A 22603-nucleotide genomic window follows, 5' to 3' on the forward strand; every position below is an offset into this window, starting at 1 on the left:
CATGTCCAGCGACGTCTTCTCCGGTATCGGCAATCTGGTCGGCACCGCTCTCGGCGGCCCACTCGGCGGTCTGATCGGCAACTTCCTCGGCGACATGGTCGGCCAGATGTTCGACTCCGCCCTCAGCGGGATGTTCTCGTCCCTCGGTCTGCCCGACTCGGCGCAGGACGCGCTCAGCGAAGGCTTCAAGGGCGGCTTCAGCTTCTCCTTCAACGGGAAGTAAGCGATGCAGGCCGATCAGCAGGCGCAGCGCCAGGCCTGGATCGAAGGTCTGGCCCAGCTGCGCGAACAGGGCGTTCTCGGCGCGGACGACGAGAACACGCTCATCCGCCACATGGACGAACGGCTCGAAGCGGTCCAGCAGGAACTCAAGGCGCTGGTACCGGAGTACGAACGGCGGGTCGACAGCGATGGCCGCGAGGCCGCCGATGCCTGGCTCGGGGCGCAGGCCCGCGATGTGGGCGAACGCGAAGGCGCCGATGCGCGCCGGATGGTCGATTCGCTGACCTCGGTCCGCAACGCGGCCTGATCCGCACCGCGGCCGTGCCGGCCGCACCCATGCCCGCAGGCGTCGACGATGCCTGCGGGTTTTTGTTTTCCACGGTGCGACGCGCGACGTCTACGCGGTGCTAATGCGGCCGCTCGCACCATCGTCCCGTGCTGTTCCGGACGGCGTGTCTGTCGCGCCGTCCTTCCATCCGCTGAAGGAGCCGACGTATGTCCTCGCCCGATCATTCCTCCGAAAGTCTCGCCCGGATGCGCGAGTCGCTGTTGAGCGAATTCGAATCCATCCTGCAGACCCAGCCGGGCCTGGAAGCCGCGGACCGCGACAGCATGCTCAGCCGTTTGCAGGGCGCGCTGGAGGATCCGGCCGCGCTCGAAACGCCGGTGGATCCGAGCCGGCTGCAGGCCAGTGTCGAGGAGACGATCGGTCTGATGCAGCAGAACGGTCTGCTCGATGCGAGCGAGGCGGGCGAGGCCCATACCGCGTTCGCAGGATCGCTGGCGACGCTGCAGAACGAATCGGTGCAACGCGCGCTGGAATTCGCGCGGATCTCCCGCGAGCAGGGCGAAGACGCCGCCCGCAGCTGGCTGGCCACGCAGACCGAAGCCGCCTCCTCCACCGCCGCATCCGATGCGGCGCCCGGCGGCATGCCGCACCACGTGGCCGCGGCCCTGCGCCAGGGCGCGGGCTTCCGCCGCTGACTGTGCGGCCGCTCTAGGGTACGCCCCAGCTGGCAAGGGCCATCGCGCGGCGTACCGTCGACTCCATGGCGAATGCCACCCGATTCGCGGCAAGGGCCCCGGCCCGCACCGCAGCAGCGATCCCTGATTTACCTCACTGGAGAAAATGCCATGTCCGAAGTCAGCTTTGATTACAGGGTCGTCCTCGATGTCGCCGAAGGTGTGGGCGACGTGCGTGCCAAGCAGCGTGGCTCCGGCGACGGTGGCTGGTTGATGGCGTTCGCCGAGGCGATGGGCCGCCTGATGGAGAAGCAGGTCAACGAGATCGAGAAGTTCTCGAAGTCGATCGGTGACAAGCCGACGCCGGAAGACTCGACCAAGCTCACCGCAATGACGCAGATGTTCCAGATGTTCATGAACGCCGTGAGCACCGCGCTCAAGTCCATGGGCGAAGGCGCTGCCGGTATGGCCCGCAAGCAGTAACGCGGCGACCAGCGGAAGGCCGGGTGGCATCCACCCGGCCTTTCGTGTGTCTGGCGTTCGCCCAGATGCGATGTTTGAAGCGGCGCCATGGCGTCGTGGTCTGGAATCGACACCGGAATCGCCATGGACGGCGGCGATCCGGGCAGGAGGTGGTGGATGCACACAATCCGAGGCGTCGTGATCGCACTGGCGGTGCTGCTGTCCGCAGCCTGCGGTGCGGCCAGCGCGCAGGACATGCTCAACAACACGCCCGACTACATCGGCGCGTGGAACCACGCCCACATCATGCGGCACCACGGCGACAGCGACGGGACGTCGCGCGAGTCGCAATCGCAGGTGGCGGCGCGTGAGCGTGCGACCGTCGTGCGCCAGCTCGCGTATCGCAGTTCACCGCGTGTGACCGCGCGCGTGCAGTCCGCGTTTGCCGACTATCTGGGCGGCGGGCGTGGCGACCGGTCCAGCTGGCCTGCGCTGCTGCGTGCGGTCGCGCAGGACAATCCGCCGGGTTCGCCGTTCGCGCAGGCACTCGGCCGACGCTTCGGCGATGACCGCGCGAAGATCCTCGCCACGCTGCAGAGCGGCGCCGCGCAGGCCGAGCTGCGCAAGGGCCTGGCCGCTGCCGGCCGCTCGGACCGGAACCTGCTCGACGTGCACGCCTCGTTCCTGATGATTTCCTGGATCGTCGCCAACGGCGAGGACGCGGTGCGCAATCCGAACGCGGCCTTCGACGGCCTGCAGACCCAGCTCGTCGCCCAGCGCGCCGACGATGCCGACGGCAACGACGCGACCCTGCAGGAAGCCGCCGAAACCATGGCTCTGCTCGACGTGATGTTCAACGTCGCCTGGTTCGGCGCGACGCCTGCCGAGCGGCAGGTGATGCAGCGCGGCGTCACGGCGCTGGGCCGCCGGCTCGGCCTGGACTACACGCGTCTAGGTCTGACCCCCAGCGGCTTCCGCAGCCTGTGACACGCCTGCGCGGCACGCTGCCGCGCGGGTTCGCGACCGACATCCGCCCCATGGAGATCCACATGCACGTCCGACAGTCCCGTATCCCCCGCACCCTGCAGGCACTGCTGATGCTGGCCTGCCTTGCGGTCGCCGGCGCGGCCGCCGCACAGGACGGCGACGCCGGCGTGCGTCGGGCGCTGCAGCAGGCGGTCTTGCAGCCGGCACCGGCCGAGGTCGATGCGGCCGCCGTGTCGACGCTCGATTTCACCCGCGATCCCGCGGTGACCGCACGCGTGCAGCAGGAGACGATCCGCGCCTTCGGCCGCACGCCGTCCCAGGTCGCCGATCTCGAGAAGGTCATCGGCTCGGGCGAAATGATGCGCGAGTTCGATGCCATCCTCCGGCGCTACGGCTACGACCCGGGCAATCTTGGCGACGTGCTGGCCGCGCATCTGCTGATCTCGTGGGAAGTGGTCAACGACCGCGACTCGCGTCGCTCGCCGCAGGGGCAGCGCGCCGTCCGCCGCCAGCTGATCGGGCCGTTGGCTGCGGTGCCCGAAGTCGCCGCGATGAGCGACGCGGCCAAGCAGGCCCAGGCCGAGCGCACCGCCTATCTCACGATGGTCTCGGCGCTGAGCTATCAGACCCTGAAACGCGGCAACGACCGCGACGCGCTGACCGCGCTGGCGGCGAACGTGCGCAGGGGCCTGCAGGGCAACGGCGTGGACCTGCAGCGCGTGGAACTGGGCAACGGCGGACTGGTCGCGCGCTGAGGCGCACGGGTGACCGGCGCCAGCCTCAGCGCCGGCGTCTGCCGCGGACGGGCGGCGCGGTCAGCCTGCGCGCCAGCCACCAGGCGCCGGCCGCGGCCACCAGGCCGGCCAGCGCGAGTTCGCCGCTCCATTGGCGCATCGCCGGCCCGGCCGGCACGTCGCCGGCGCTGAGCAGGAAGGCGGCGATCACCAGCGCGAGGCAGCCGTAGGCCACCAGCGCAAGCGTCCAGAACACCCACTGCATCGCCCGCGCCACCTCGCGCGGCGTGTCGTCGTGCGGGCGTACGAGATGCAGCCGGCCCTGGGTCAGCGCCAGCATCCAGGCCCCGACCGCTTCGGGCGCCGCGCGCAGACGCGTGCGGCGGCGCAGGCCCGGGCCGTCGGCCGTGTAGACGCCCGTCGCGGTGAGTTCCGCCCGTGAGGGGCCGCCCAGCTCGCCGGCGACCGGCGCCGTCGCCTGGGGATTGCCGGCGATCTGCGGGTTGCCGGCGACCGCCTGGCCGGGCGGCAACTGGGTGGCGGCTGCCGCCAGTGGCACGGCGGCCAGCAGCGTCGCGCCTGCCGGTGACGTGGGCGCTGCGGTCTGCGCGGGCGGCGGTGCCTGGTTCGGCACGGCCGCGCGTTCGGTCGCCATGGCTTGTGGGACCACGCCGTCATTGCGCTGGGGCGGTAGCGCCGATGCTGCGGGGACCTGCGCCGGCGCCGCCTGTTGCAGGGCCGGCGGCGTCTGCGTCGCGGTCGGCGCAGGCGCGGCCGCAGTCTGCGGTGCGCTGGCCAAGGTGCTTGCCTGCGCATTGGCGCTGGCAGTGGCCGAAGCCGGGACCGACGTCGGCACAGGCACGACGCCGGTGGCCTGCAGCACGCCCGCGCCCAGCGCGCGCGCAGGCGCCGTGGCGGCATCGGCGAGCGCCGTTGCCGCAGCGCCTGCGGTGCCCGGCGTCGTGACCGGCAGGCCGGACGGCGTCGTCGTCGCGGCAGGCGGGGGCGCGATCAGGCTGCGTACTGCATCCAGGGCATTGGCCACCGGGCCCTGCGTCGGCGTCGCGGTCTGGAATGGCGCGCCGGCACCGAAGGGATTCGAGAGGACCGGGGGCGCAGCCGGCCCAGGCGGATTGCCTGCGAACGGCGTCGGCGGCAGGGGAACCGTCGGGGCACCGGGCAGGCCGGTCGGGAGCGCATTGCCGGCGGGCATTGCGCCCGCGCCCTGTCCGGCTGTGGCCGCCGGCCCGCCGACCGGGCGGAAGTCCACGTTCGGAAAGATGTCGGCTGCGCTCCGCATCGCCGACGCGGTCGCGTTGGCGCTGTAGCTGTTGCCCAGCAGCGATTGCAGCGGCGATCCGCTCGGCAACGCAGACCGCACGGACTGGACGAGGTCGCGGGGGGACGGGATGTCCACGTCGAAGCCTCCCGGGCGGACGGGGCCGGACCAGCCGGATGGGGGAAGGGGCGCCGGTCGAGACTAACGCCCGCCCGTCGCGGCGCGGCCCTGGGGTCGACCCTAGGGTGCGCGATTCTGCGACGGCGATCGCAACGCAAAAAAGAAGGGAGACCTGGGTCTCCCTTTCGAGCCGGCAGGGCCGGAGGACTACGTTGGCGGACGCAGGCTACCGCGCCCGCCGATCTGATGCAACACCCGAGGTGTCATCTACAAGTAGTTGATTTTACTAATTCGCCAGTTCCAGTGCTGCGCGCTTGGATTCGCGACGCGCGGCGGCGGGCTGGTCCCAGGCGTTGTTGAACTGGGCCGGCTCCCAGCCGCCGTAGCTGGGATTGGCCAGCATCCACCAGCGTTCGCCGAACCAGTCGCCATAGGTATCGAGCAGCTCGCCGCGCGCTTCGGGCGTGTTGGCGAGGATGTCGACGAAGTCGCCGAGCTGGTCGCCGAACTGCATCAGCACGCGGTAATCGCGGCCCGCGACGCGGCGGCGGCAGGTCTTCTCGCTGCCGTGCTGCTCGCAGCCTTCGACATGCATGCCCAGGCCCAGGAACACGCTTTCGTCCTTCACCGGCAGGCCTTCGGCGCGGAGGTTGGCGAGCGTCGCCTCCTGCAGATGCTGGGCGCGGTTGGACAGGTACAGGATGGTCACGCCCTTGGCCTCGGCGGCTCTGGCGAACTCGAGTACGCCCGGCACCGGCTTGGCCTTCTGCTCGGCCACCCACTGCGCCCAGGTGACCTCGTCGTATTCCAGCCCGTTCTGGATCAGCCGCGCCTGGTAGGGCGAGTTGTCGAGCACGGTCTCGTCGATGTCCATGATCACCGCCGGCGGCAGCGCGGTCGCATCGCCGATCAGCTCGCGTTCCTCGGGCACCAGCGCGTCCCAGTTCGTTTCGGCGATCGCCCGGTCCAGCTGATCGGCCGCGGCGCGGAAGATCGACAGGCTGTTGGCGTGGTACTCCTCCGACCGCTGGATCCACAGCACGGCGTTGAGGTTGTCGCTGGGGTCGGTCGCGGCCGGCGCCTGCGCCGGCGTGGTCGCAGCCGGACCGGCGACGGCAGCAGGCGCGTCGGCCGGCGTCGTCGGCTTGCAGGCGGCAAGCAGCATGGCGCTCGCGAGCAGGGACAGGGCGGGTGCGTTCAGGCGCATGGCGGGTCCGTCGTCGTGTGAACCCGCGAGTTTAACGGGCCGGGTCGCGGCGAACATGACAGGCGGACAGGCGGGGCGCATCCTGTCGCCCCCTTCGCACCTGGAATTCCATGGACGAGCAGACGCAGGATCCGGACCGCTGGCCCCGACTCACCCCGCTCGAGGCGCGCGTGCTCGGGTGTCTGGTGGAGAAGCAGGCGACCACGCCCGACGTCTATCCACTGACCGTCAACGCCGCGCAGTCGGCGGCGAACCAGAAGACCGCGCGCGATCCGGTGATGGCGGCTTCGTTCGGCGATGTGCAGCACGCGCTGCGGCAACTGGAAGGGCATCGCTACGCGCGGCAGTCCTACTCCTCGCGCGCCGAGCGGCATGAGCACGTGCTGGGCACCGCGCTCGACGTCCCGCAGCCGCAGGTCGTGCTGCTGGCGCTGCTGATGCTGCGCGGCGCGCAGACGCTGGCCGAGCTGGTGGCGCGCAGCGAGCGCATGCATCCCTTCGCCGATGCCGACGACGCCCGCCACCATCTCGAACGTCTCGCCGGCAAGGGGCTGGCCGTGCGCATTCCGCCGTCGGCCGGGCGCCGCGAGGACCGCTACGCGCATCTGCTGTGCGGGCCGGTGGATGTCGCCGCGCTGGCGGCTGCCGGGCCTGCGCGGGAACCGGCGGGCGATGCCGGCCTGGCCGCGCGCGTCGAGGCGCTCGAGGCCGAAGTCGCCGCGCTGCGCGAGGCGCTGGACGCGCTGGCGGCCCGTCTGCCGGACTGAGGTGTGCACGATGTCGGCGCTGCCCGGATGGCGCCGCCGACAGCCCGCTCGCGGCCGGCGCTGCTTCCATATTCCGACTCGGGCAGGGCATCGATCGGAAGCGCCCCTGCCTTCGGCGGGGCACCGGTCGCGCCGACTCAGCTTTCCAGCAGCGCCTTGATCGAGGCGAAGCCGTGGTTCGCGCGTTCGCGCTTGCGCGCGGCATCGGCGACCGGATCGGCGCCGTCGCGCTGCAGTTCGGCCGCCGGCAGTTCGTCGAAGAACCGGCTGGGCGTCAGCCGCAGTTTCTGGCCCCAGCGCTGGGTCTCGCGCGGGTGCGACAGCCACAGCTGTTCCTTGGCGCGGGTGATGCCGACGTACAGCAGCCGCCGCTCCTCGTCGATCCGGCCCTCGTCGATGCTGGATTCGTGCGGCAGCGTGTTGTCGTCCATGCCGATGATGAAGACGTAGCGGAATTCCAGGCCCTTCGCCGCGTGCATGCTCATCAGCCGCACCTGGTTGCCGGGATCGCCCTTGTCCGAATGGCTCAGCAACGCCAGCTGCGCGGCCAGTTCGCCCGGCCCCGCACCGCGTGCGCCTTCGAACCAGTCCGCCAGTTCGTCGAGGTTGCCGCGGCGGATGTTGAACAGCGTGTCGGTCTTGCACTGCGCCTTGAGCGCGGCGATCAGGCCGGAGCGCTCGTTGAGCGCACGCACCAGTTCGCCGGCCGGCAGCGTGCGCGCGTCCTCGCGCAGTCCGCGCAGGATGTCGGCGAACTCGCTCAGCGCGTTCGCCGCGCGCGGTGGCAGCTGCTTGAGCAGGCCCATCGATTCGATCGCCCGCGACATCGGCATGTCGGCATTGCGCGACAGTTCCGCCAAGCGCGCCAGCGAGGTCTGGCCGACACCGCGCAGCGGCGACTGCACCGCACGCAGGAACGCCGAATCGTCGTCGGGATTGGACAGCACGCGCAGCCAGGACATCGCGTCCTTGACCTCGCCGCGGTCGAGAAACGCCGTGCCGCCGCTGAGGTGATAGGGCACGCGCAGCAGCTGCAGCGCTTTTTCCAGCGGCCGCGAGAGATGGTTGCTGCGGAACAGGATGCAGAACTCGCTCCACTCGACCTGGCGCGAGGTCTGCAGGAAGTGGATCTCGCCGGCGATGCGCTCGGCCTCGTGCTCGGAATCGCGGCATTCCCAGACGCGGATGCGCTCGCCGTCGGCCTGCGCGCTCCACAGCGTCTTCGGGTGCTCGTGCGGGTTGTTGGCGATCAGCGCATTGGCCGCGCGCAGCACGCGATTGCTGCAGCGGTAGTTCTGTTCCAGCTTGACGATGCGCAGCGCCGGGTAGTCATGGGCCAGCTGGCTCAGGTTCTCCGGGTTCGCGCCGCGCCAGGCGTAGATGCTCTGGTCGTCGTCGCCCACGCAGGTGAAGTTGCCGGCCGGCCCGGCGATCGCCTTGAGCAGGCGGTACTGCGCATCGTTGGTGTCCTGGCACTCGTCGACCAGCAGGTAGCCGATGCGCTCGCGCCAGGCCAGCACGGCCTCGGGATCGGATTCCAGCAGTTGCACCGGCAGGCGGATCAGGTCGTCGAAATCGACCGCATTGAAGGCGGTCAGCCGCGCCTGGTACTGCGCATACAGCGCCGCCGCTTCGAACTCGCGCGCGGTGTGCGACGCCGCGTGCGCTTCCTCGGGCGACAGGCCGGCGTTCTTGGCCTTGGACACCAGGCCCTGCATCAGCTGCACCACGTCGGGCTTTACCCCAGGCATCAGATCCTTGAACTGCCCGGCGCTGTCGTCGGCATCGAAGATGGAGAACCCGCGGCGCAGGCCGATCCGCGCGTGTTCGATCTGCAGCATCTTCAGACCGAGCGCATGGAAGGTGCTGATCGTCAGACCGTCGGCACCGTCGCCGCGGATCCGCTTGGACACGCGCTCGCGCATCTCCTTGGCGGACTTGTTGGTGAACGTGATCGCCGCGATGCGCTTGGCCGGATAGCGGCCCGACTGGATCAGGTGCGCGATCTTCTCGACGATCACGCGCGTCTTGCCACTGCCCGCACCCGCGAGCACCAGCAGCGGGCCTTCGATATGGCCGAGGGCCTCGGCTTGTTGGGGATTCAGACCGTGCATCGTGCGGGGGTTGGGACAGCGGCCCCTAGTGTACCGGCCGCCCATCGCGCGCCCGCCGCCGCGATGCGCCCGCGCGCTGCAGGTGGCCCATCGCGCGGCGTCGATCCCGAGGCCGTTGCGGGCCGCGTCGATCGGCCACACCGCGCGCCACGCGCGACCGGCGCGCGGTCGCGACGCTAGAATTCCGCGATGGCCAAGCTCTATTTCTATTACTCGGCAATGAACGCCGGCAAGACCACGACGCTGCTGCAGAGCGCGCACAACTACCGCGAGCGCGGAATGCGGGTGGCGATCCTGACGCCGCGGCTGGACCATCGCGCCGGCGTCGGCCGGGTCGCCTCGCGGATCGGCCTGTCGTCGGAGGCGCACGCCTTCGACCGCGCCGACGATCTGCTCGCCTGCGTGCGCGCGCTGGTCGCATCGGACGCCGGCCTGCACTGCGTGCTGGTGGACGAGGCGCAGTTCCTGTCCCGCGCCCAGGTCTGGCAGCTGTCGGAAGTGGTCGACGCCCTGCGTATCCCGGTGCTCTGCTACGGCCTGCGCACGGATTTCCGCGGCGAGCTGTTCGAGGGCAGCCAGCACCTGCTGGCCTGGGCCGACGAACTGACCGAGATCAAGACGATCTGCCACTCCGGCAAGAAGGCGACGATGACCGTGCGCGTCGACGACCAGGGCTATGCGGTGCAGGACGGGCCGCAGGTAGAGATCGGCGGCAACGAACGCTACGTGTCGGTCAGCCGCGCCGAGTTCAAGCGGATCGTGCGCGGCGAGGGCCGGATCGAGCCGTCGCAGCCGCCGTTGCCGCTGGGCTGAGCCTCAGCGGCGCGCGAGCCGCATCGCGCAGCCGCGACCGGCGGCCTCGATCTCGCGCACCAGCACGCCGCCTTCGGGCCGCGCCTCGCGCAGCTGGCCGGCAAGCGCCCGGAAGTCCGCGCGGGCATCGTCACCGCGCCCGCAGCGCAGCGATGCGGCATAGGCGCGCGCCAGCCAGGCGAGCTTCCGGGTTTCGGTATCGCCGGCCGGGGCGCGCGCCAGCGCATCGAGCCGGGTGAGTGCGTCCGCATCGCCGCGTCCGGCGTCGAAGCGCGTCAGCGCCAGCAGCGCGCGCTGGGTGGCCGGGTGGGACTCGCCATAGGCGGCGCGCGTAATCGCGAGCGCCTCGGCCAGCCAGGTCCGCGCGCGGTGCGCATCGCCATCGCCGGCCTCGACCTCGCCGAGCAGCCGCAGGGTGTCGCCGATCAGGCCATGGCGCGTGCCGTAGCGCGCCCGGCGCAGGGCCAGCGCCTCGACCAGCAGCGGCCGGGCCTCCGCGCCGCGGCCGGCCGACTGCAGCACCAGCGCGTGGTTGAACAGGCCGTCGGCGAGCATGCCGGCGGGACTCGACGCGCGCCAGATCTCGACGCAGCGGGCGAGTTCCGCCAGCGCGGTGGCGGTGTCGCCGCGCTCCCAGGCCACGATGCCCAAGCTGTTGTGGATGCGTCCGACATCCGCATGCGCAGGCCCCAGGCGGGCAACGGTGCGCTCCAGCGCATCTCGGAATTCGGCGTCGGCCTCGGCGTACCGCCCCTGGTCGACATGCAGTGCCGCCAGCTGGCGGCGGGCATCCAGCGTGGCCGGATGCGCCGGGCCGGACAGGTCCAGGGCCAGCGACAGCGCAGCCGTGCAGCTGGCCTCGGCAGCGCGCGTGTCGCCCCGGGTACGCAGCAGGGCGCAGCGCGTACGCAGCAGATCGATCGCCAGCGGATGGCGGGGGCCGAGGCGGGCGTGCAGCCGGGCCAGTGCGATATCCACGGCCGCCAGCGCGCGCGGCACGTCGCCGCTGGCGCTGTGCAGCGAGGCCAGATCGGCCAGGCTTTCGACGGTGCCGGCGTCGTGACGGCCCTGGCGCAGGGCGAGTGCGGCGTCGAACAGCCGCCGCGCGCCGGCCAGATCGCCCTGGTCGCGGTGGCAGCGGCCGAGCTGGGTGTAGAGCTCGGCCGCCTGGCGCGGAAAGGCCTGTTCGCGCCGATGGGCGAGCGCGCGTTCCTGGCTGGCGTGGGCGATGCAGTCCGGCAGCCGGCCGAGCATGCGCAGCGCGCGCGCGTGGTCGCTCGCCGACTGCAGCCGCAGGCTGACGGGCACGGAGTCGAGTGGCGCCAGCAGCGCCTGCTGGCGCTGCAGCAAGGCCAGCGCAGGTTCGTAATCACCGAGGCCCAGTCGCAGCCGCGCGATCACGCCGTAGAGCTCGGCGCGGGCCAGGGGCTGGCGTGCGAGTTCCGCATCGCCGCGCTGCACGCCGGCCTCCAGCAGGTCGCGCACGTCCAGCGACGCGGTGCCGGGCGTGGCGCCGGTGTGCTCGAACAGGCCGATGACGAAATCCTGCATCGCCTGCGCGCGCGCCGACTCGCCGATCGCCTGGCCAGCCTGCCAGCTCACCGCGCCCAGCGCGCCGACGAGGGTCAGCACCACGGCAGCCGCGCTGGTCAGCGCCCAGCGGTGGCGCAGCGCGTACTTGCGGATCCGATAGCCCAGCCGCTGCGGACGGGCCTGGACGGGTTTGCCGTCCAGCCAGCGGCGCAGGTCCAGGGCCATCGCCTCGACCGAGGGATAGCGGTCCTCGGGGCGCTTGGCCAGCGCACGCAGCACGATGTTGTCGAGGTCGCCGCTGATCGTGCGCACCAGGCGTCGACGCTGCGCCGGGCCCAGTGCCGGGTCGAGTGCGGCGCCTTCGCGCTGCAGGGTCAGCGAGGGCCGCACCGGTTCGGCATCGAGGATCGCCTGCTCCCAGGCCGCCGCGGTGTCGTGCGTCGCGCGGTAGGGGCGCCCGCCCGACAGCAGCGCGTGCAGCACGACGCCCAGCGCGTAGATGTCGGTCATCGTGGTGACCGGCTCGCCGCGCACCTGTTCGGGCGCGGCGTAGTGCAGGGTGAAGGCGCGCCGGCCTTCGCGCGTCTGCTCGGGCGCGTGGTCGGTGTCGATCAGCTTGGCGATGCCGAAGTCGAGCAGCCGGACGTGGCCCTCGTCGGTCACCAGGATGTTCGACGGCTTCAGGTCCAGGTGCACGATCAGGCTGGCGTGCGCATGGCTGACCGCGGCGCAGACCTGCAGGAACAGGCGGATGCGTCCGGGCACCGGCCACGCGCGCGCCTGGCACCAGTCGGTGATCGGGGCGCCGTCGACATAGTCCAGCGCGAGGTAGGGCTGCTGCGAGGCGTCGACGCCGGCGTCGAGCAGGTGCGCGATGTGCGGGTGTTCCAGCCGCGCCAGGATCTGGCGCTCGCGGGTGAAGCGCAGGCGCAGGTCCGGGTCGGCCAGGCCGGGGCGCAGCAGTTTCAGCGCGACGCGGCGCTCGTACAGACCATCGGCTCGCCAGGCCAGCCAGACCTGGCCCATGCCGCCTTCGCCCAGCATCCGCTCGAGCGCCCACGGTCCGATGCGGGTGCCGGCGCGCGCGCCGGCCAGCGCGGCGACGATGGGGTCGTCGAGGAAGTCGCCGCCCTCGGCATCCAGCGCCAGCAGCGACGACAGGGCGTCCGCCAGTGCGGGATCGGTGTCGCGGATCGCCTGCAGGTGCGCGGCGCGTGCGTCCGGTTCGAGATCGAGCAGCCGGTCGAGCGCCGGGGACAGCCGTTGCCAGTGCGCCGCGTCCATGGGCCGGGGGCGGTCAGTCGGCCTGCAGCGAAGCCAGCAGGTACATCCGCGCCTTCTGCCAGTCGCGGCGGATGCTGCGCTCGGAGCGCTCCAGCAGCGCGGCGATCTCCAGTTCCGACAGGCCGGCGAAATAGCGCAGCTCGACCACCTGCGCGAGCCGCGCGTCGACGGCCGCCAATCGGGTCAGCGCGTTATCCAGCGCCAGCGTGTCCTCGTCCAGGCGCAGGCCGCTGTCGACGTTGTCGGGCAGTTCGGTCACGCGGTGCAGGTTGCCGCCGCGCTTCTGCGCCAGACGCTGGCGGGCGTAGTCGACGACCACGCTGCGCATCGCCGAGGCGGCATAGGCGAAGAAATGCCCGCGGTCGTTGAAGCGCGCGTCCTGGCGGCCGGCCAGTTTCAGATAGGCCTCGTGGACCAGGGCGGTGGCGTCCAGGGTCATGCCGTGACGCCCGACCAGCTGGCGACGGGCCATCTGGTGCAGCTCGTGATAGAGCGTGGACAGCACGCGATCGAGCGCATCGCGATCACCGCCGCGCGCGGCATCCAGCCATAGGGTGATGTCGGTGCCGGTCGTCATGGCGTCCCCCATCCGGAGCCGACTATAGCGCGCGTTGCGCGGGCCGACGCGTGCCTGCGGAGGCTGGGTCCGGCGGGGGTGTCAGCGCTGGCAGCGCGGGCACCAGACCGTGGTGCGCTGGGCGATCGCGGCCTGCCGCAAGGGCGTGCCGCAGCCCGGGCAGGGCTGGCCGCCGCGGCCGTAGGCCGACAGCTCCTGCTCGAAGTAGCCCGGCGCGCCGTCGGGGCTGATGAAGTCGCGCAGCGTCGTGCCGCCGCGGCCGATGGCGTAGGCCAGGATCCGGCGGATCTCCGCGGCCAGCCGCACGTAGCGTTCGCGCGAGATCCGGCCCGCCTCGCGCAGCGGCGAGATGCCGGCCGCGTACAGCGCTTCGGCCACGTAGATGTTGCCCACGCCGACCACGATGCGCTGATCCATCAGGAACGCCTTGACCGGCGCGCGCCGGCCGCGGCTGGCGGCGAACAGGTAGGCGCCGTCGAAACCGGCATCCAGCGGCTCGGGCCCCAGCGCGGCCAGCAGCGGATGCATCGTGTCGACGGGCTGCCACAGCAGGCAGCCGAAGCGGCGGGGATCGTTGAAGCGCAGCACCTGGCCGGAGTCGAGCGCGATGTCGACATGATCGTGTGTGCGCACCGGCACGTCCGGCGCCAGCACGCGCAGGCTGCCCGACATGCCGAGGTGCAGCAGCGCGCTGCCGGCGGCAGTGTCGAGCAGCAGGTACTTGGCGCGCCGGCGGATCGCCTCGATGCGCTGGCCGGGCAGCAGGGCCGCGACCTCGGGCGGGATCGGCCAGCGCAGGTCGGGGCGTCGCAGCGTGACCGCGGCGACCGTCCGTCCGATCAGGTGCGGCGCCAGGCCGGCGCGGGTGGTCTCGACTTCGGGCAGTTCGGGCATCGGGCCGGCGACAGAGGGGAGCCCCCCGTTATCGGGGGGCGCGCCGCGGATTCAATGCGCGGCGCTGAACGCGGCGGCGTTCAGTCCGCCCACGGCGGCAGACGCTTCGGCACCGCCGGTGCGTCGAGGGTCACGTACTTCGGCAAGCCGTCGCGCCCGTAGGGCGGCGGCGCCTCGCCGCGGATCAGCGGCTCCAGATAGCGCCGCGCGGCTGCGGTGATGCCGAAGCCGTCGCGGCGGATGAAGCCGGCCGGCATGGTCTTCTCGTGGTTGGCCACCTTGTGCAGCGGCGCGGCCTCGACCGTCCAGCGGTAGGGCGCGTCGCCGGTGCGCCGGATCACCGGCATGGTCGCGTTGCGGCCATCGAGCGCGAAGCGCACCGCGGCCCGGCCCACGGCCATCGCCTGGTCGAGATCGGTCTTCGAGGCGATGTGGCGGGCGGAGCGCTGCAGGTAGTCGGGCAGCGTCCAGTGGACCTTGTAGCCCAGCGCGTCCTTGACCCGGCCTGCGAGCTGCGAGGCGACGCCGCCGAGCTGGGTATGGCCGAACGCATCCGTGCCGCCGCCGGCATCGGCGACGAAGCGCCCGTCCGCATCACGAATGCCTTCGCTGGCCACGACTACGCACCAGCCCACGCGCTCGACGACCTGACGCACCCGGGCGAGGAACGCGGCCTCGTCATAAGCGCGCTCGGGAAACAGGATGATCTGCGGCGCGTCGTCCGGGCCCTGCCCGGCGAGGCCCGCGGCCGCCGCCAGCCAGCCGGCATGCCGGCCCATGGCCTCGTAGACGAAGACCTTGGTCGAGGTGTCGGCCATCGCCGCGACGTCGAGCGCCGCCTCGCGCACCGACACCGCGGTGTATTTCGCCGCCGAGCCGAAGCCCGGGCAGCAGTCGGTGACGGCCAGATCGTTGTCGATCGTCTTCGGCACGCCGATGCAGGTCAGCGGGTAGTCGAACTCCGCCGCCAGCTGCGAGACCTTGAGCGCGGTGTCGGCCGAATCGTTGCCGCCGTTGTAGAGGAACCAGCGCACGTCGTGCGCGCGCAGCACCTCGATCAGGCGCGCGTACTTCTCGCGGTCGGCCTCGATCGACTTCAGTTTGTAGCGGCAGGAACCGAACGCGCCGCCGGGCGTATGTGCCAGCGCGCGCACGGTCGCCAGCGGCAGTTTCGAGGCATCCACCAGGTCCTCGCGCAGCGCGCCGAGCACGCCATTGCGCGCCGCCAGGACCTGGATCCGGTGGCTGCGCGCTTCCTGCAGCACCGCCGAGGCGGTGGCGTTGATGACGGCGGTCACGCCGCCGGACTGGGCGTAGAGCAGGGTTGGCATCGTGGTCTCCGTCGGTGGGTCCTGGCGGGATACGGTAAGCTGATGCGGCTGTTCGCCGCCCCGTCAGGCAGTCTACGCCGGCGGTCCGGGCGGTTTCCCACACAAGGCAGGAGCGTTCGATGCGTCTGGTTCTTCTCGGTGCGCCCGGTTCGGGCAAGGGCACGCAGGCGACACGTCTGAAAGAGCACCTGAAGGTGCCGCACATCTCCACCGGTGACCTGTTGCGCGCCGAAGTGGCCGCCGGTACGCCGCTGGGCCTGGAGGCCAAGGCGATCATGGCGCGGGGCGACCTGCTGCCGGACGACGTGCTGCTGGGCATGCTGGAAGAGCGCTTCTCGCGCGACGACACCCGCGCCGGCTTCATCCTCGACGGCTATCCGCGCAACCTCGCCCAGGCCGCCGCGCTCGACGCGCTGCTGCAGAAGCTGGGCACGCCCTTCGATGCGGCGGTGCAGCTGGAAGTCGACAACGAGCAGATCATCGCCCGCCTGGCCGGCCGAGCGCAGGCCGAAGGCCGCGCCGACGACAGCCCGGATTCCGTGCGTCATCGCCTCAACGTCTACGACCAGCAGACCGCGCCGGTGATCGCGTTCTACCGCGACCACGACCAGCTGACCGTCGTCGACGGCGTGGGTTCGCTGGACGCGGTGTTCGATCGCATCGTCAAGGCGATCGGTCCGAAGGAAGCGGCGGCCTGACCGTCGCCGCCTGTCCGGCGCGCGCGACAGCGCGCCCGCGCAGGCGACGACTGCTGCATCGACAGCCGCAGCACGGGTCATCCAGAAGCGTCCGCCCATCGGCTCCCGGTCCATCGATCCCCGCCTGCGCGGGCGTGACGGGTGCCGGATGCGTGCGTGCGACGAGGTCACTCCAATCGCCGGGAAGTCCGCACCGTGAAACTCCACATCCTCGGCATCGCCGGCACCTTCATGGGCGGCGTTGCGGCACTGGCGCGCGAACTCGGCCATGCGGTCGAGGGCAGCGACCAGGCCGTCTACCCGCCGATGTCGACCCAGCTCGAGCAGCTCGGCATCGCCCTGCACACCGGCTACGCGCCGGCGCACATCGGCGCCGATGTCGACCAGGTGGTGATCGGCAACGCACTGTCGCGCGGCAATGCCGCGGTCGAGGCGGTACTCGACGCCGGCCGTGCCTACACCTCGGGCGCCGAATGGCTGCGCGACCACGTGCTGCCCGGCCGTGAGGTGCTGGCGGTCGCCGGCACGCACGGCAAGACCACGACGACGACGATCCTCGCGTTCCTGCTCGAAGCCGCCGGCCGCGCGCCGGGCTTCCTGATCGGCGGCGTCGCCGAGGATTTCGGCGTGTCGGCGCGCCTGGGCGGCGACGGCCTGGCGCCGGAGGCCGGCTCGCGCATCCCGTTTGTCGTCGAAGCCGATGAATACGACACCGCGTTCTTCGACAAGCGCAGCAAGTTCGTCCATTACCGGCCGACGGTGGCGATCCTCAACAATCTCGAGTTCGACCACGCCGATATCTTTCCCGACGTCGCCGCGATCCAGCGCCAGTTCCACCATCTGGTGCGCACGGTGCCGGGCCGGGGCCGGCTGATCGTCAACGGCCACGACGCGCACCTCGACGCCGTGCTGGACATGGGCGCGTGGACGCCGGTCGAGCGTTTCGGCTTCGACGCCGGCTTCGACTGGAGCGCCGAGCGCCTGTCGGACGACGGCAGCGTGTTCCGCGTGCGCCATCGCGGCACCGAACTGGGCGTCGTCGAATGGCCGCTGGTCGGCGACCACAATGTCCTCAACGCACTGGCCGCGATCGCCGCCTGCGCGGCGGTGGGCGTCGACGTGGCCGGCGTGCTGCCGGCGCTCGCCCGCTTCCGCAGCGTCAAGCGCCGGCTCGAATGGCTGGGCCAGGCGCGCGGCGTCACCGTGTACGACGACTTCGCCCACCACCCGACCGCGATCGCGACCACGCTGGCCGGCCTGCGGGCGAAGGTCGGCGATGCGCGGATCGTCGTGGCGATGGAACCGCGCAGCAATTCGATGCGTCTGGGTGCGCACGCCGATGCACTCGCGCCGTCGCTGGACCTGGCCGATGCGGTGGTGTTCCTGCAGCGCCCGGAACTGGCCTGGGACGCGGGCCGCGTGATCGGCGCCGTGCGCGGCGACGCGCATGCGGCGGCCGACGTGGACGCGCTGCTCGACACGCTCGATGCGGTGGCCGGCGACGGCGACCATGTGGTGTTCATGTCGAACGGCGGGTTCGACGGTGCGCCGCGCCGCTTCCTCGCGCGTCTCGACGCCTGAGCACACCCGGCTGCGTACACTGCCCCGCGTGTCTGCCGACGTCGACCATCTGCCGTTGTTTCCGCTGCGCACCGTGCTGGTGCCCGGCGCGGCGCTCGGCCTGCGCGTGTTCGAGCCGCGTTATCTCGATCTGGTCCGCGAATGCGGCCGTCGCGGCAGCGGCTTCGGCATCAGCCTGATCCTCGACGGCGGCGAGGTCGGCGCGCCGGCGACATCGGCCGGCTTCGGCACCGAAGCGCTCATTGAAGATTTCGACATCGGCGGCGACGGCCTGCTGGCGCTGCGCGTGCGCGGCGCGCGACGGTTCCAGGTCCAGCGCACGCGGGTGCGCGACAACGGCCTGGTGATGGCCGACGTCGCCTGGCGTGCGCCCGATCCGGTGGTCGATCTGCAGCCCGAGCACGCCCTGCTGGGCGTCGTGCTGCGCAAGATCCTCGAACAGATCGACGGCGCCGACCAGGTGTTCCCCGAGCCGCATTTCGACGACGCCGCCTGGGTGGGCTGGCGCCTGGCCGAGTTGCTGCCGCTGGAACCGCCCAAGCGGCAGCAACTCCTGCAGCTCGACGATCCGGACGAGCGCCTGGAACTGCTGCTACGGCTGGTCGACGACGACTGAGCCGGCGGTCGTCGAGCGCAGCCGCAAGGTCGGCACGCCCGACTGCGGATGCACGTCCTCGCGCGGTGCGAACGCATCCAGCACCTCGCGCAGGCCGCGATGCACGCCGTGCGCATCGGGCTGCGGCTGCCACAGGCCGAACACGCCGAAGTGGCGCGTATAGCGCATCGACTGGCTGGTGCCGACCCACAGCGGTTCGCCGCTGTCGAGTTCCACCGGCGCGCGCCACAGGCGCAGCACCTCGAGCCCGCCTTCGCCCGCGTCGCGACGCATCAGCAGGGTTTCGGCAACGGCATCCAGCGTGGCCGGCAGCAGGGTCTGTTCGACCGGCGCAACGTCGTCGTCGAGCAGGTTGATCATGTCCATCCAGTCCGCCTGCGGCTGCACCGTCCAGCCGCGGGCTTCGAGCTGCGCCTTCAACGGTGCCAGCGGGCCGGCGATCTGCAGGTCCAGCGGCCAGCGATGGGCGGGATCGCGTTCGCGCAACTGCCCCGGCACCCGGGTCCAGTCGCGGTCCCACCAGTCGGCTTCGGTCATGCTGACCTTGTCCGGGCGCGGCGCGAACTTGGCCAGCAGCGGATCCACCGCGCGCGGCGCATGCCACAGCGCCGCGACCGCGAAGCTGATGTAGAAGACCAACGCCACCGGGCGCATCCAGAACGAGCGCTCCACGTGGCGGCGGTAGGCGATGCCCAGCACCAGCAGCCACACGATGCCCAGCAACATGCCGCCCACGATGTCGCTCAGCCAGTGCGCGCCCAGATACAGCCGGGCGAAGCCCAGCACCGCGACGATCACACCGGCCACCAGATATGGCCACACCCGCGAGCGACCCGGCAGCTCGCGCGCGATCAGCACCGCGAAGAAGCCGAACACGATCGTCGACAGCGTGATCTCGACCGCGGGGAAGCCGAAGCCGCCATGCACGGTGGGCGGCTTGGGCATGTCGATCACCGCGCCCAGCAGTGCGGTCAGTGCCATGCCGAACGCGATCGCCGCCAGCCAGTGCGCGGCGCCCAGCCAGCGCCTGCGCCAGATCAGCCAGACCAGCGTCAGCCCGACGGCGGGTGCCAGCACGTGGACGTCGCCGATCGATGCCAGCCCGGCCATCATCCGGTCGGCCAGCGGGTTGCGCAGTTCGTACATGAACTGGAAGACGGTCAGATCGATCAGCAGCGGCTCGCCGCGCATGATCACCGTGGCCAGCAGCCCGAAGCAGGCCCAGCCGATGGCCAGGAGGCAGACCGCGAGGATCGCCAGCGACGCCGATTCCGGCCGCCGCGGATCCACCAGCGCCACTGCATACCGGCCCAGCCGGGGATGCGCGCTGCTCCAGGCCAGCAGCCGGGCGAGCAGGCTGTTGGCGTGCTGGTCGAACCAGCGGTAGGTGTAGATGACGATCGCCCAGGCCAGCGCCAGCACCACGACCAGCGCGCCCAGCACGATCGCCAGCCGGTCCGCGACCGCCGCCACCGCATCGTAGGACGCGCCGAACAGCCAGCCCGGCGCCAGGAACAGCGCGGCCCAGGACACGCAGGCGGCCAGGCTGATCGGCAGGTACTGGCGCATCGGCATGTGCGCGATGCCGGCGATCGCGGGCACGAACGGCCGGATGGGGCCGACGTAGCGCGCGACCAGGATGCTCTTGATCGCATTGCGCCGGAACACCGCTTCGCTGCGATCGAGCAGCTGCGGATACTTGCTGAAGGGCCAGATGTTGCGCAGGCCGTGGCCCCAGCGATGCCCCACCCAGTAGCTCAGGCCGTCGCCGGCCATCGCGCCGAGTGCGGCGCAGGCCACCGCGTAGGGGCCGGAGATCTCGCCCAGTCCGATGAGCACGCCGATCGCGAACAGGATCGGAAGCGCCGGCACGATCGCGCCGAGGATGATCACCGAATCGCAGAATGCGATGAGGAAGATCACGATGCCGGCGGCGACCGGGTGGTTGCCCACCCACGTGACCAGGCTGTTGAAGAAATCGCTGAGCATCGCGCCATTATGGCAGCGCAGCGGGTCACGACCGTTGCAGGCACGGGGCGCGGGCGGCTGGCGTTAACCGCGCATCGGGTCCGTACAATGCGGCCGATGTCCCGTACCGACCCCCGCGCCGACGGCGCGACCGAACTCGAAGCGCTGAAGGCCGACAGCTTCGGCCGCATCGCGCTGATGCGCGGCGCCGACGGCGTCCGCTTCGTACGCCGCGACCTGCGTCACGTGCCGCTGTGGCTGCGCCTGCCCGCGTGGTGGCTCGCCCGGCGCGAGGCGCGTGGGCTCGAAGCCGTGTCCGGCCTGATCGACGTGCCGCAGCTGCTGGGCTGGGACGGGCGCCGGCTCGATCGCAGCTACATGTCCGGCGCGGCGATGTACCAGCGGCCGCCGCATGGCGACCTGTCGTATTTCCGCCGCGCGCGTCGCCTGCTGCAGGCGCTGCACCGGCGCGGCGTCGCCCACAACGATCTGGCCAAGGAAGCCAACTGGCTGGTGCTCGACGACGGGCGCCCGGCGATCATCGATTTCCAGCTCGCGGTGCGCGGCGATCCACGCTCGCGCTGGATGCGCCTGCTGGCGCGCGAGGATCTGCGCCATCTGCTCAAGCACAAGCGCATGTACTGCCGCGCGTCGCTGACGCCGGTGGAGAAGCGCGTGCTCAAGCGCACCTCGTGGCTGCGCGACGTCTGGTTCCGCACCGGCAAGCCGGTCTACCGCGTGGTCACGCGGAAGATCCTCAAGTGGGAAGACAACGAGGGCCAGGGGCCCAAGCCCTGAGGCTCAGTCGGCGTCGCGCAGGGCGATGATGCTGCGGCCCTGGTAACGACGGTCCGCGTCGAAGTCGTAACCGAGTTCCAGCGTGCCGATATCCGCGCAGGCATGGCAGCGGCGCATCGGCACATCGAAGCGCAGGCGCAGGCCGCCGTCGGGCAGCGCGTCGCGGCCGACCGCCTGCGCCGGGGCGAACGGCAGCGCATCGGGATGCGCGTCGAGGAAGGGCTCGAGTTCGCCGCGCAGACGCACCGCGCCCGCGGGCAGCACGTTCTCGTCGACATCCACCGCGCGACCGTCGGCATCGACCAGCCACTGGCCCTGGTTGGTGTTGGCGCGGAACGGATAGGTGATCTCCGCGATACCGATGCCGTCGATCTCGCGCCAACCGCTGACGTGGCCGGGATTGCCCAGCGCGATCAGACGCGCGCTGGCCGCAAGGGCCTCGGGCGATGCGTCTGCGGCGCGCATCGTCGACAGCAGGCAGTCGTCGATCGGGGCGCTCGCCGTACGACAGGCCGCGACATCGCCCTGCCAGACGGACTTCGCGCTGACGATGACGTCGCCATCGGCTGCGGCGGCGAGGTCGTCGGGCACAGGCGCCGGTGGCGGCGCATCGGCGGGCGGCGATGGCTGCGTCTCCGCAGCAGATGCAGACACGGCGGCCGGCGGCGCGGCATCGCAGGCGGCCAGGGTCAGGGCGAACAGCGCGAGGGCGGCAAGGTGGCGCATCTGCGGATCCTGCGGCGGGCAAGGCGGCCAGTATCGCGCCGCGGCGGGCGAAGGTCCGGACCCGGCGCGCATAATCGGCGGCCCATGACGCTGCAGGATGTCCGCATGTCGACCCTCGCCGGCAAGACCCTCTTCATCACCGGCGCCTCGCGTGGCATCGGTCTGGCGATCGCCGAACGCGCCGCGCGCGATGGCGCCAATATCACGATCGCCGCCAAGTCCGAGGTCGCCAATCCCAAGCTGCCCGGCACGATCCACAGCGCCGCGCGCGCGGTCGAAGCCGCGGGCGGACGCGCGCTGCCGATCCGCTGCGACATCCGCGAGGAAGACCAGGTGCGCGCCGCGGTCGCGGCGACGGTCGACGCCTTCGGCGGCATCGACATCCTGGTCAACAACGCCAGTGCGATCTGGCTGCGCGGCACGCTGGACACCCCGATGAAGCGCTTCGACCTGATGCAGGAGGTCAACGCCCGCGGCAGCTTCCTGTGCGCGCAGGCCTGCCTGCCGCATCTGCTGAAGGCGCAGAACCCGCACATCCTCACCCTGTGTCCGCCGCCCTCGCTCGATCCCAAATGGTGGGCGCCGCATACCGGCTACACGCTGGCGAAGATGGGCATGAGCTTCGTCACGCTGGGGCTGGCGGCGGAATTCGGACCGCAGGGCGTCGCGGTCAATGCGCTGTGGCCGCGCACGCTGATCGGCACCGACGCGCTGAACATGATTCCCGGTGTCGAGCGCGGCAACGGCCGCAGCCCCACGATCATGGGCGACGCCGCGCATGCGGTGCTCGTGCGCGAGGCCGCGGGCTTCCACGGCCGCTTCCTGATCGACGACGAGGTGCTGGCCGAGGCCGGCGTCGACGATCTGTCGGGGTATGCGATCGATCCGGACCAGCCGCTGCTGCCGGACCTGTTCCTCGACTGAGCGCA

General features: G+C 71.4%; 22 protein-coding genes. 13 read left to right on the forward strand and 9 right to left on the reverse strand.

From position 1 onward, the window contains the following. Position 1: 1 nt before the first annotated feature. From AC3A5K_RS16550 to AC3A5K_RS16575, 6 genes are all read left to right on the forward strand, one after another. Positions 2 to 223: a hypothetical protein gene (locus tag AC3A5K_RS16550; RefSeq protein WP_487618661.1), complete on the forward strand. Its 222-nt coding sequence runs from the start codon at positions 2 to 4 to the stop codon at positions 221 to 223. Between the two features lie 3 nt (positions 224 to 226). Next, positions 227 to 529, forward strand: coding sequence for a hypothetical protein (locus AC3A5K_RS16555; RefSeq protein ID WP_487618662.1), 303 nt, complete (start codon positions 227 to 229; stop codon positions 527 to 529). Positions 530 to 717: 188 nt separating this feature from the next. Continuing rightward, positions 718 to 1206: a hypothetical protein gene (locus tag AC3A5K_RS16560; protein ID WP_487618663.1), complete on the forward strand. Its 489-nt coding sequence runs from the start codon at positions 718 to 720 to the stop codon at positions 1204 to 1206. Between the two features lie 150 nt (positions 1207 to 1356). After that, positions 1357 to 1668, forward strand: a complete 312-nt coding sequence (locus AC3A5K_RS16565; RefSeq protein ID WP_487618664.1) for a hypothetical protein — start codon at positions 1357 to 1359, stop codon at positions 1666 to 1668. A gap of 156 nt (positions 1669 to 1824) precedes the next feature. Further along, positions 1825 to 2634 (forward strand): hypothetical protein, encoded by an 810-nt coding sequence (locus AC3A5K_RS16570; protein ID WP_487618665.1) that lies wholly within the window; start codon positions 1825 to 1827, stop codon positions 2632 to 2634. Positions 2635 to 2696: 62 nt separating this feature from the next. Next, complete coding sequence (locus tag AC3A5K_RS16575) at positions 2697 to 3389, forward strand: DUF6683 family protein (protein WP_487618666.1); 693 nt, start codon at positions 2697 to 2699, stop codon at positions 3387 to 3389. A gap of 25 nt (positions 3390 to 3414) precedes the next feature. Here the strand turns inward: AC3A5K_RS16575 and AC3A5K_RS16580 are convergent, their stop codons facing one another. Both AC3A5K_RS16580 and AC3A5K_RS16585 read right to left on the reverse strand, forming a co-directional pair. Continuing rightward, positions 3415 to 4785: a hypothetical protein gene (locus tag AC3A5K_RS16580; protein ID WP_487618667.1), complete on the reverse strand. Its 1371-nt coding sequence runs from the start codon at positions 4783 to 4785 to the stop codon at positions 3415 to 3417. A 268-nt stretch (positions 4786 to 5053) separates the two neighbouring features. Next, complete coding sequence (locus tag AC3A5K_RS16585) at positions 5054 to 5974, reverse strand: 5'-nucleotidase, lipoprotein e(P4) family (RefSeq protein ID WP_487618668.1); 921 nt, start codon at positions 5972 to 5974, stop codon at positions 5054 to 5056. A 110-nt stretch (positions 5975 to 6084) separates the two neighbouring features. Between AC3A5K_RS16585 and AC3A5K_RS16590 the strand changes: the two genes are divergently transcribed. Continuing rightward, positions 6085 to 6741: a YceH family protein gene (locus AC3A5K_RS16590; RefSeq protein ID WP_487618669.1), complete on the forward strand. Its 657-nt coding sequence runs from the start codon at positions 6085 to 6087 to the stop codon at positions 6739 to 6741. 137 nt (positions 6742 to 6878) lie between these two features. On the opposite strand, the gene AC3A5K_RS16595 is transcribed toward AC3A5K_RS16590, so the two are convergent. Continuing rightward, on the reverse strand, positions 6879 to 8855 hold the full coding sequence (locus AC3A5K_RS16595) for a UvrD-helicase domain-containing protein (protein ID WP_487618670.1): 1977 nt from the start codon (positions 8853 to 8855) through the stop codon (positions 6879 to 6881). A 189-nt stretch (positions 8856 to 9044) separates the two neighbouring features. Between AC3A5K_RS16595 and AC3A5K_RS16600 the strand changes: the two genes are divergently transcribed. Further along, positions 9045 to 9668, forward strand: coding sequence for a thymidine kinase (locus AC3A5K_RS16600; protein ID WP_487618671.1), 624 nt, complete (start codon positions 9045 to 9047; stop codon positions 9666 to 9668). A gap of 3 nt (positions 9669 to 9671) precedes the next feature. Here AC3A5K_RS16600 and AC3A5K_RS16605 read toward each other — a convergent pair whose 3' ends face one another. The 4 genes from AC3A5K_RS16605 to AC3A5K_RS16620 all read right to left on the reverse strand — a co-directional run bounded on the left by AC3A5K_RS16605 (position 9672) and on the right by AC3A5K_RS16620 (position 15287). Then, entirely contained in the window at positions 9672 to 12485 is a 2814-nt protein-coding gene (locus AC3A5K_RS16605; protein WP_487618672.1) for a serine/threonine-protein kinase, read from the reverse strand. 13 nt (positions 12486 to 12498) lie between these two features. Further along, positions 12499 to 13062 carry an ECF-type sigma factor gene (locus AC3A5K_RS16610; protein ID WP_487618673.1) on the reverse strand — a complete coding sequence of 188 codons (564 nt, stop codon included), beginning with the start codon at positions 13060 to 13062 and terminating at the stop codon, positions 12499 to 12501. A gap of 81 nt (positions 13063 to 13143) precedes the next feature. Then, positions 13144 to 13956 (reverse strand): bifunctional DNA-formamidopyrimidine glycosylase/DNA-(apurinic or apyrimidinic site) lyase, encoded by an 813-nt coding sequence (gene mutM, locus AC3A5K_RS16615; protein ID WP_487618674.1) that lies wholly within the window; start codon positions 13954 to 13956, stop codon positions 13144 to 13146. An 80-nt stretch (positions 13957 to 14036) separates the two neighbouring features. Continuing rightward, complete coding sequence (locus AC3A5K_RS16620) at positions 14037 to 15287, reverse strand: 6-phosphofructokinase (RefSeq protein ID WP_487618675.1); 1251 nt, start codon at positions 15285 to 15287, stop codon at positions 14037 to 14039. A 119-nt stretch (positions 15288 to 15406) separates the two neighbouring features. Between AC3A5K_RS16620 and AC3A5K_RS16625 the strand changes: the two genes are divergently transcribed. The 3 genes from AC3A5K_RS16625 (at position 15407) to AC3A5K_RS16635 (ending at position 18182) form a co-directional block, all read left to right on the forward strand. Then, positions 15407 to 15985 (forward strand): adenylate kinase, encoded by a 579-nt coding sequence (locus tag AC3A5K_RS16625; RefSeq protein ID WP_487618676.1) that lies wholly within the window; start codon positions 15407 to 15409, stop codon positions 15983 to 15985. Between the two features lie 195 nt (positions 15986 to 16180). After that, on the forward strand, positions 16181 to 17566 hold the full coding sequence (gene mpl / locus AC3A5K_RS16630; protein WP_487618677.1) for a UDP-N-acetylmuramate:L-alanyl-gamma-D-glutamyl-meso-diaminopimelate ligase: 1386 nt from the start codon (positions 16181 to 16183) through the stop codon (positions 17564 to 17566). A 28-nt stretch (positions 17567 to 17594) separates the two neighbouring features. Then, complete coding sequence (locus AC3A5K_RS16635) at positions 17595 to 18182, forward strand: LON peptidase substrate-binding domain-containing protein (RefSeq protein ID WP_487618678.1); 588 nt, start codon at positions 17595 to 17597, stop codon at positions 18180 to 18182. Here AC3A5K_RS16635 and AC3A5K_RS16640 read toward each other — a convergent pair. Beyond that, positions 18159 to 20171 (reverse strand): bifunctional DedA family/phosphatase PAP2 family protein, encoded by a 2013-nt coding sequence (locus AC3A5K_RS16640; protein ID WP_487618679.1) that lies wholly within the window; start codon positions 20169 to 20171, stop codon positions 18159 to 18161. The two genes, AC3A5K_RS16635 and AC3A5K_RS16640, sit on opposite strands and share 24 nt — an antisense overlap. A gap of 96 nt (positions 20172 to 20267) precedes the next feature. Here AC3A5K_RS16640 and AC3A5K_RS16645 point away from each other — a divergent pair, with 96 nt between their 5' ends. After that, the gene (locus AC3A5K_RS16645) at positions 20268 to 20948 is read left to right on the forward strand and encodes a protein kinase family protein (RefSeq protein WP_487618680.1); all 681 of its coding nucleotides are present in this window, start codon (positions 20268 to 20270) and stop codon (positions 20946 to 20948) included. 3 nt (positions 20949 to 20951) lie between these two features. Here AC3A5K_RS16645 and AC3A5K_RS16650 read toward each other — a convergent pair whose 3' ends face one another. Then, complete coding sequence (locus AC3A5K_RS16650; RefSeq protein WP_487618681.1) at positions 20952 to 21674, reverse strand: hypothetical protein; 723 nt, start codon at positions 21672 to 21674, stop codon at positions 20952 to 20954. A 105-nt stretch (positions 21675 to 21779) separates the two neighbouring features. Between AC3A5K_RS16650 and AC3A5K_RS16655 the strand changes: the two genes are divergently transcribed. Next, the gene (locus AC3A5K_RS16655; RefSeq protein WP_487618682.1) at positions 21780 to 22598 is read left to right on the forward strand and encodes an SDR family oxidoreductase; all 819 of its coding nucleotides are present in this window, start codon (positions 21780 to 21782) and stop codon (positions 22596 to 22598) included. Positions 22599 to 22603 lie beyond the last annotated feature (5 nt).

This window comes from Luteimonas sp. Soil_C_5, from assembly GCF_057656615.1.

What these genes read in the sequence shown, in the direction of transcription:
- AC3A5K_RS16550 (WP_487618661.1), top strand. Translation starts at nt 2, where the DNA reads ATGTCCAGCGACGTCTTCTCCGGTATCGGCAATCTGGTCGGCACCGCT.
- AC3A5K_RS16555 (WP_487618662.1), top strand. Translation starts at nt 227, where the DNA reads ATGCAGGCCGATCAGCAGGCGCAGCGCCAGGCCTGGATCGAAGGTCTG.
- AC3A5K_RS16560 (WP_487618663.1), top strand. Translation starts at nt 718, where the DNA reads ATGTCCTCGCCCGATCATTCCTCCGAAAGTCTCGCCCGGATGCGCGAG.
- AC3A5K_RS16565 (WP_487618664.1), top strand. Translation starts at nt 1,357, where the DNA reads ATGTCCGAAGTCAGCTTTGATTACAGGGTCGTCCTCGATGTCGCCGAA.
- AC3A5K_RS16570 (WP_487618665.1), top strand. Translation starts at nt 1,825, where the DNA reads ATGCACACAATCCGAGGCGTCGTGATCGCACTGGCGGTGCTGCTGTCC.
- AC3A5K_RS16575 (WP_487618666.1), top strand. Translation starts at nt 2,697, where the DNA reads ATGCACGTCCGACAGTCCCGTATCCCCCGCACCCTGCAGGCACTGCTG.
- AC3A5K_RS16585 (WP_487618668.1), bottom strand. Translation starts at nt 5,974, where the DNA reads ATGCGCCTGAACGCACCCGCCCTGTCCCTGCTCGCGAGCGCCATGCTG.
- AC3A5K_RS16590 (WP_487618669.1), top strand. Translation starts at nt 6,085, where the DNA reads ATGGACGAGCAGACGCAGGATCCGGACCGCTGGCCCCGACTCACCCCG.
- AC3A5K_RS16595 (WP_487618670.1), bottom strand. Translation starts at nt 8,855, where the DNA reads ATGCACGGTCTGAATCCCCAACAAGCCGAGGCCCTCGGCCATATCGAA.
- AC3A5K_RS16600 (WP_487618671.1), top strand. Translation starts at nt 9,045, where the DNA reads ATGGCCAAGCTCTATTTCTATTACTCGGCAATGAACGCCGGCAAGACC.
- AC3A5K_RS16605 (WP_487618672.1), bottom strand. Translation starts at nt 12,485, where the DNA reads ATGGACGCGGCGCACTGGCAACGGCTGTCCCCGGCGCTCGACCGGCTG.
- AC3A5K_RS16610 (WP_487618673.1), bottom strand. Translation starts at nt 13,062, where the DNA reads ATGACGACCGGCACCGACATCACCCTATGGCTGGATGCCGCGCGCGGC.
- mutM (WP_487618674.1), bottom strand. Translation starts at nt 13,956, where the DNA reads ATGCCCGAACTGCCCGAAGTCGAGACCACCCGCGCCGGCCTGGCGCCG.
- AC3A5K_RS16620 (WP_487618675.1), bottom strand. Translation starts at nt 15,287, where the DNA reads ATGCCAACCCTGCTCTACGCCCAGTCCGGCGGCGTGACCGCCGTCATC.
- AC3A5K_RS16625 (WP_487618676.1), top strand. Translation starts at nt 15,407, where the DNA reads ATGCGTCTGGTTCTTCTCGGTGCGCCCGGTTCGGGCAAGGGCACGCAG.
- AC3A5K_RS16640 (WP_487618679.1), bottom strand. Translation starts at nt 20,171, where the DNA reads ATGCTCAGCGATTTCTTCAACAGCCTGGTCACGTGGGTGGGCAACCAC.
- AC3A5K_RS16645 (WP_487618680.1), top strand. Translation starts at nt 20,268, where the DNA reads ATGTCCCGTACCGACCCCCGCGCCGACGGCGCGACCGAACTCGAAGCG.
- AC3A5K_RS16650 (WP_487618681.1), bottom strand. Translation starts at nt 21,674, where the DNA reads ATGCGCCACCTTGCCGCCCTCGCGCTGTTCGCCCTGACCCTGGCCGCC.
- AC3A5K_RS16655 (WP_487618682.1), top strand. Translation starts at nt 21,780, where the DNA reads ATGTCGACCCTCGCCGGCAAGACCCTCTTCATCACCGGCGCCTCGCGT.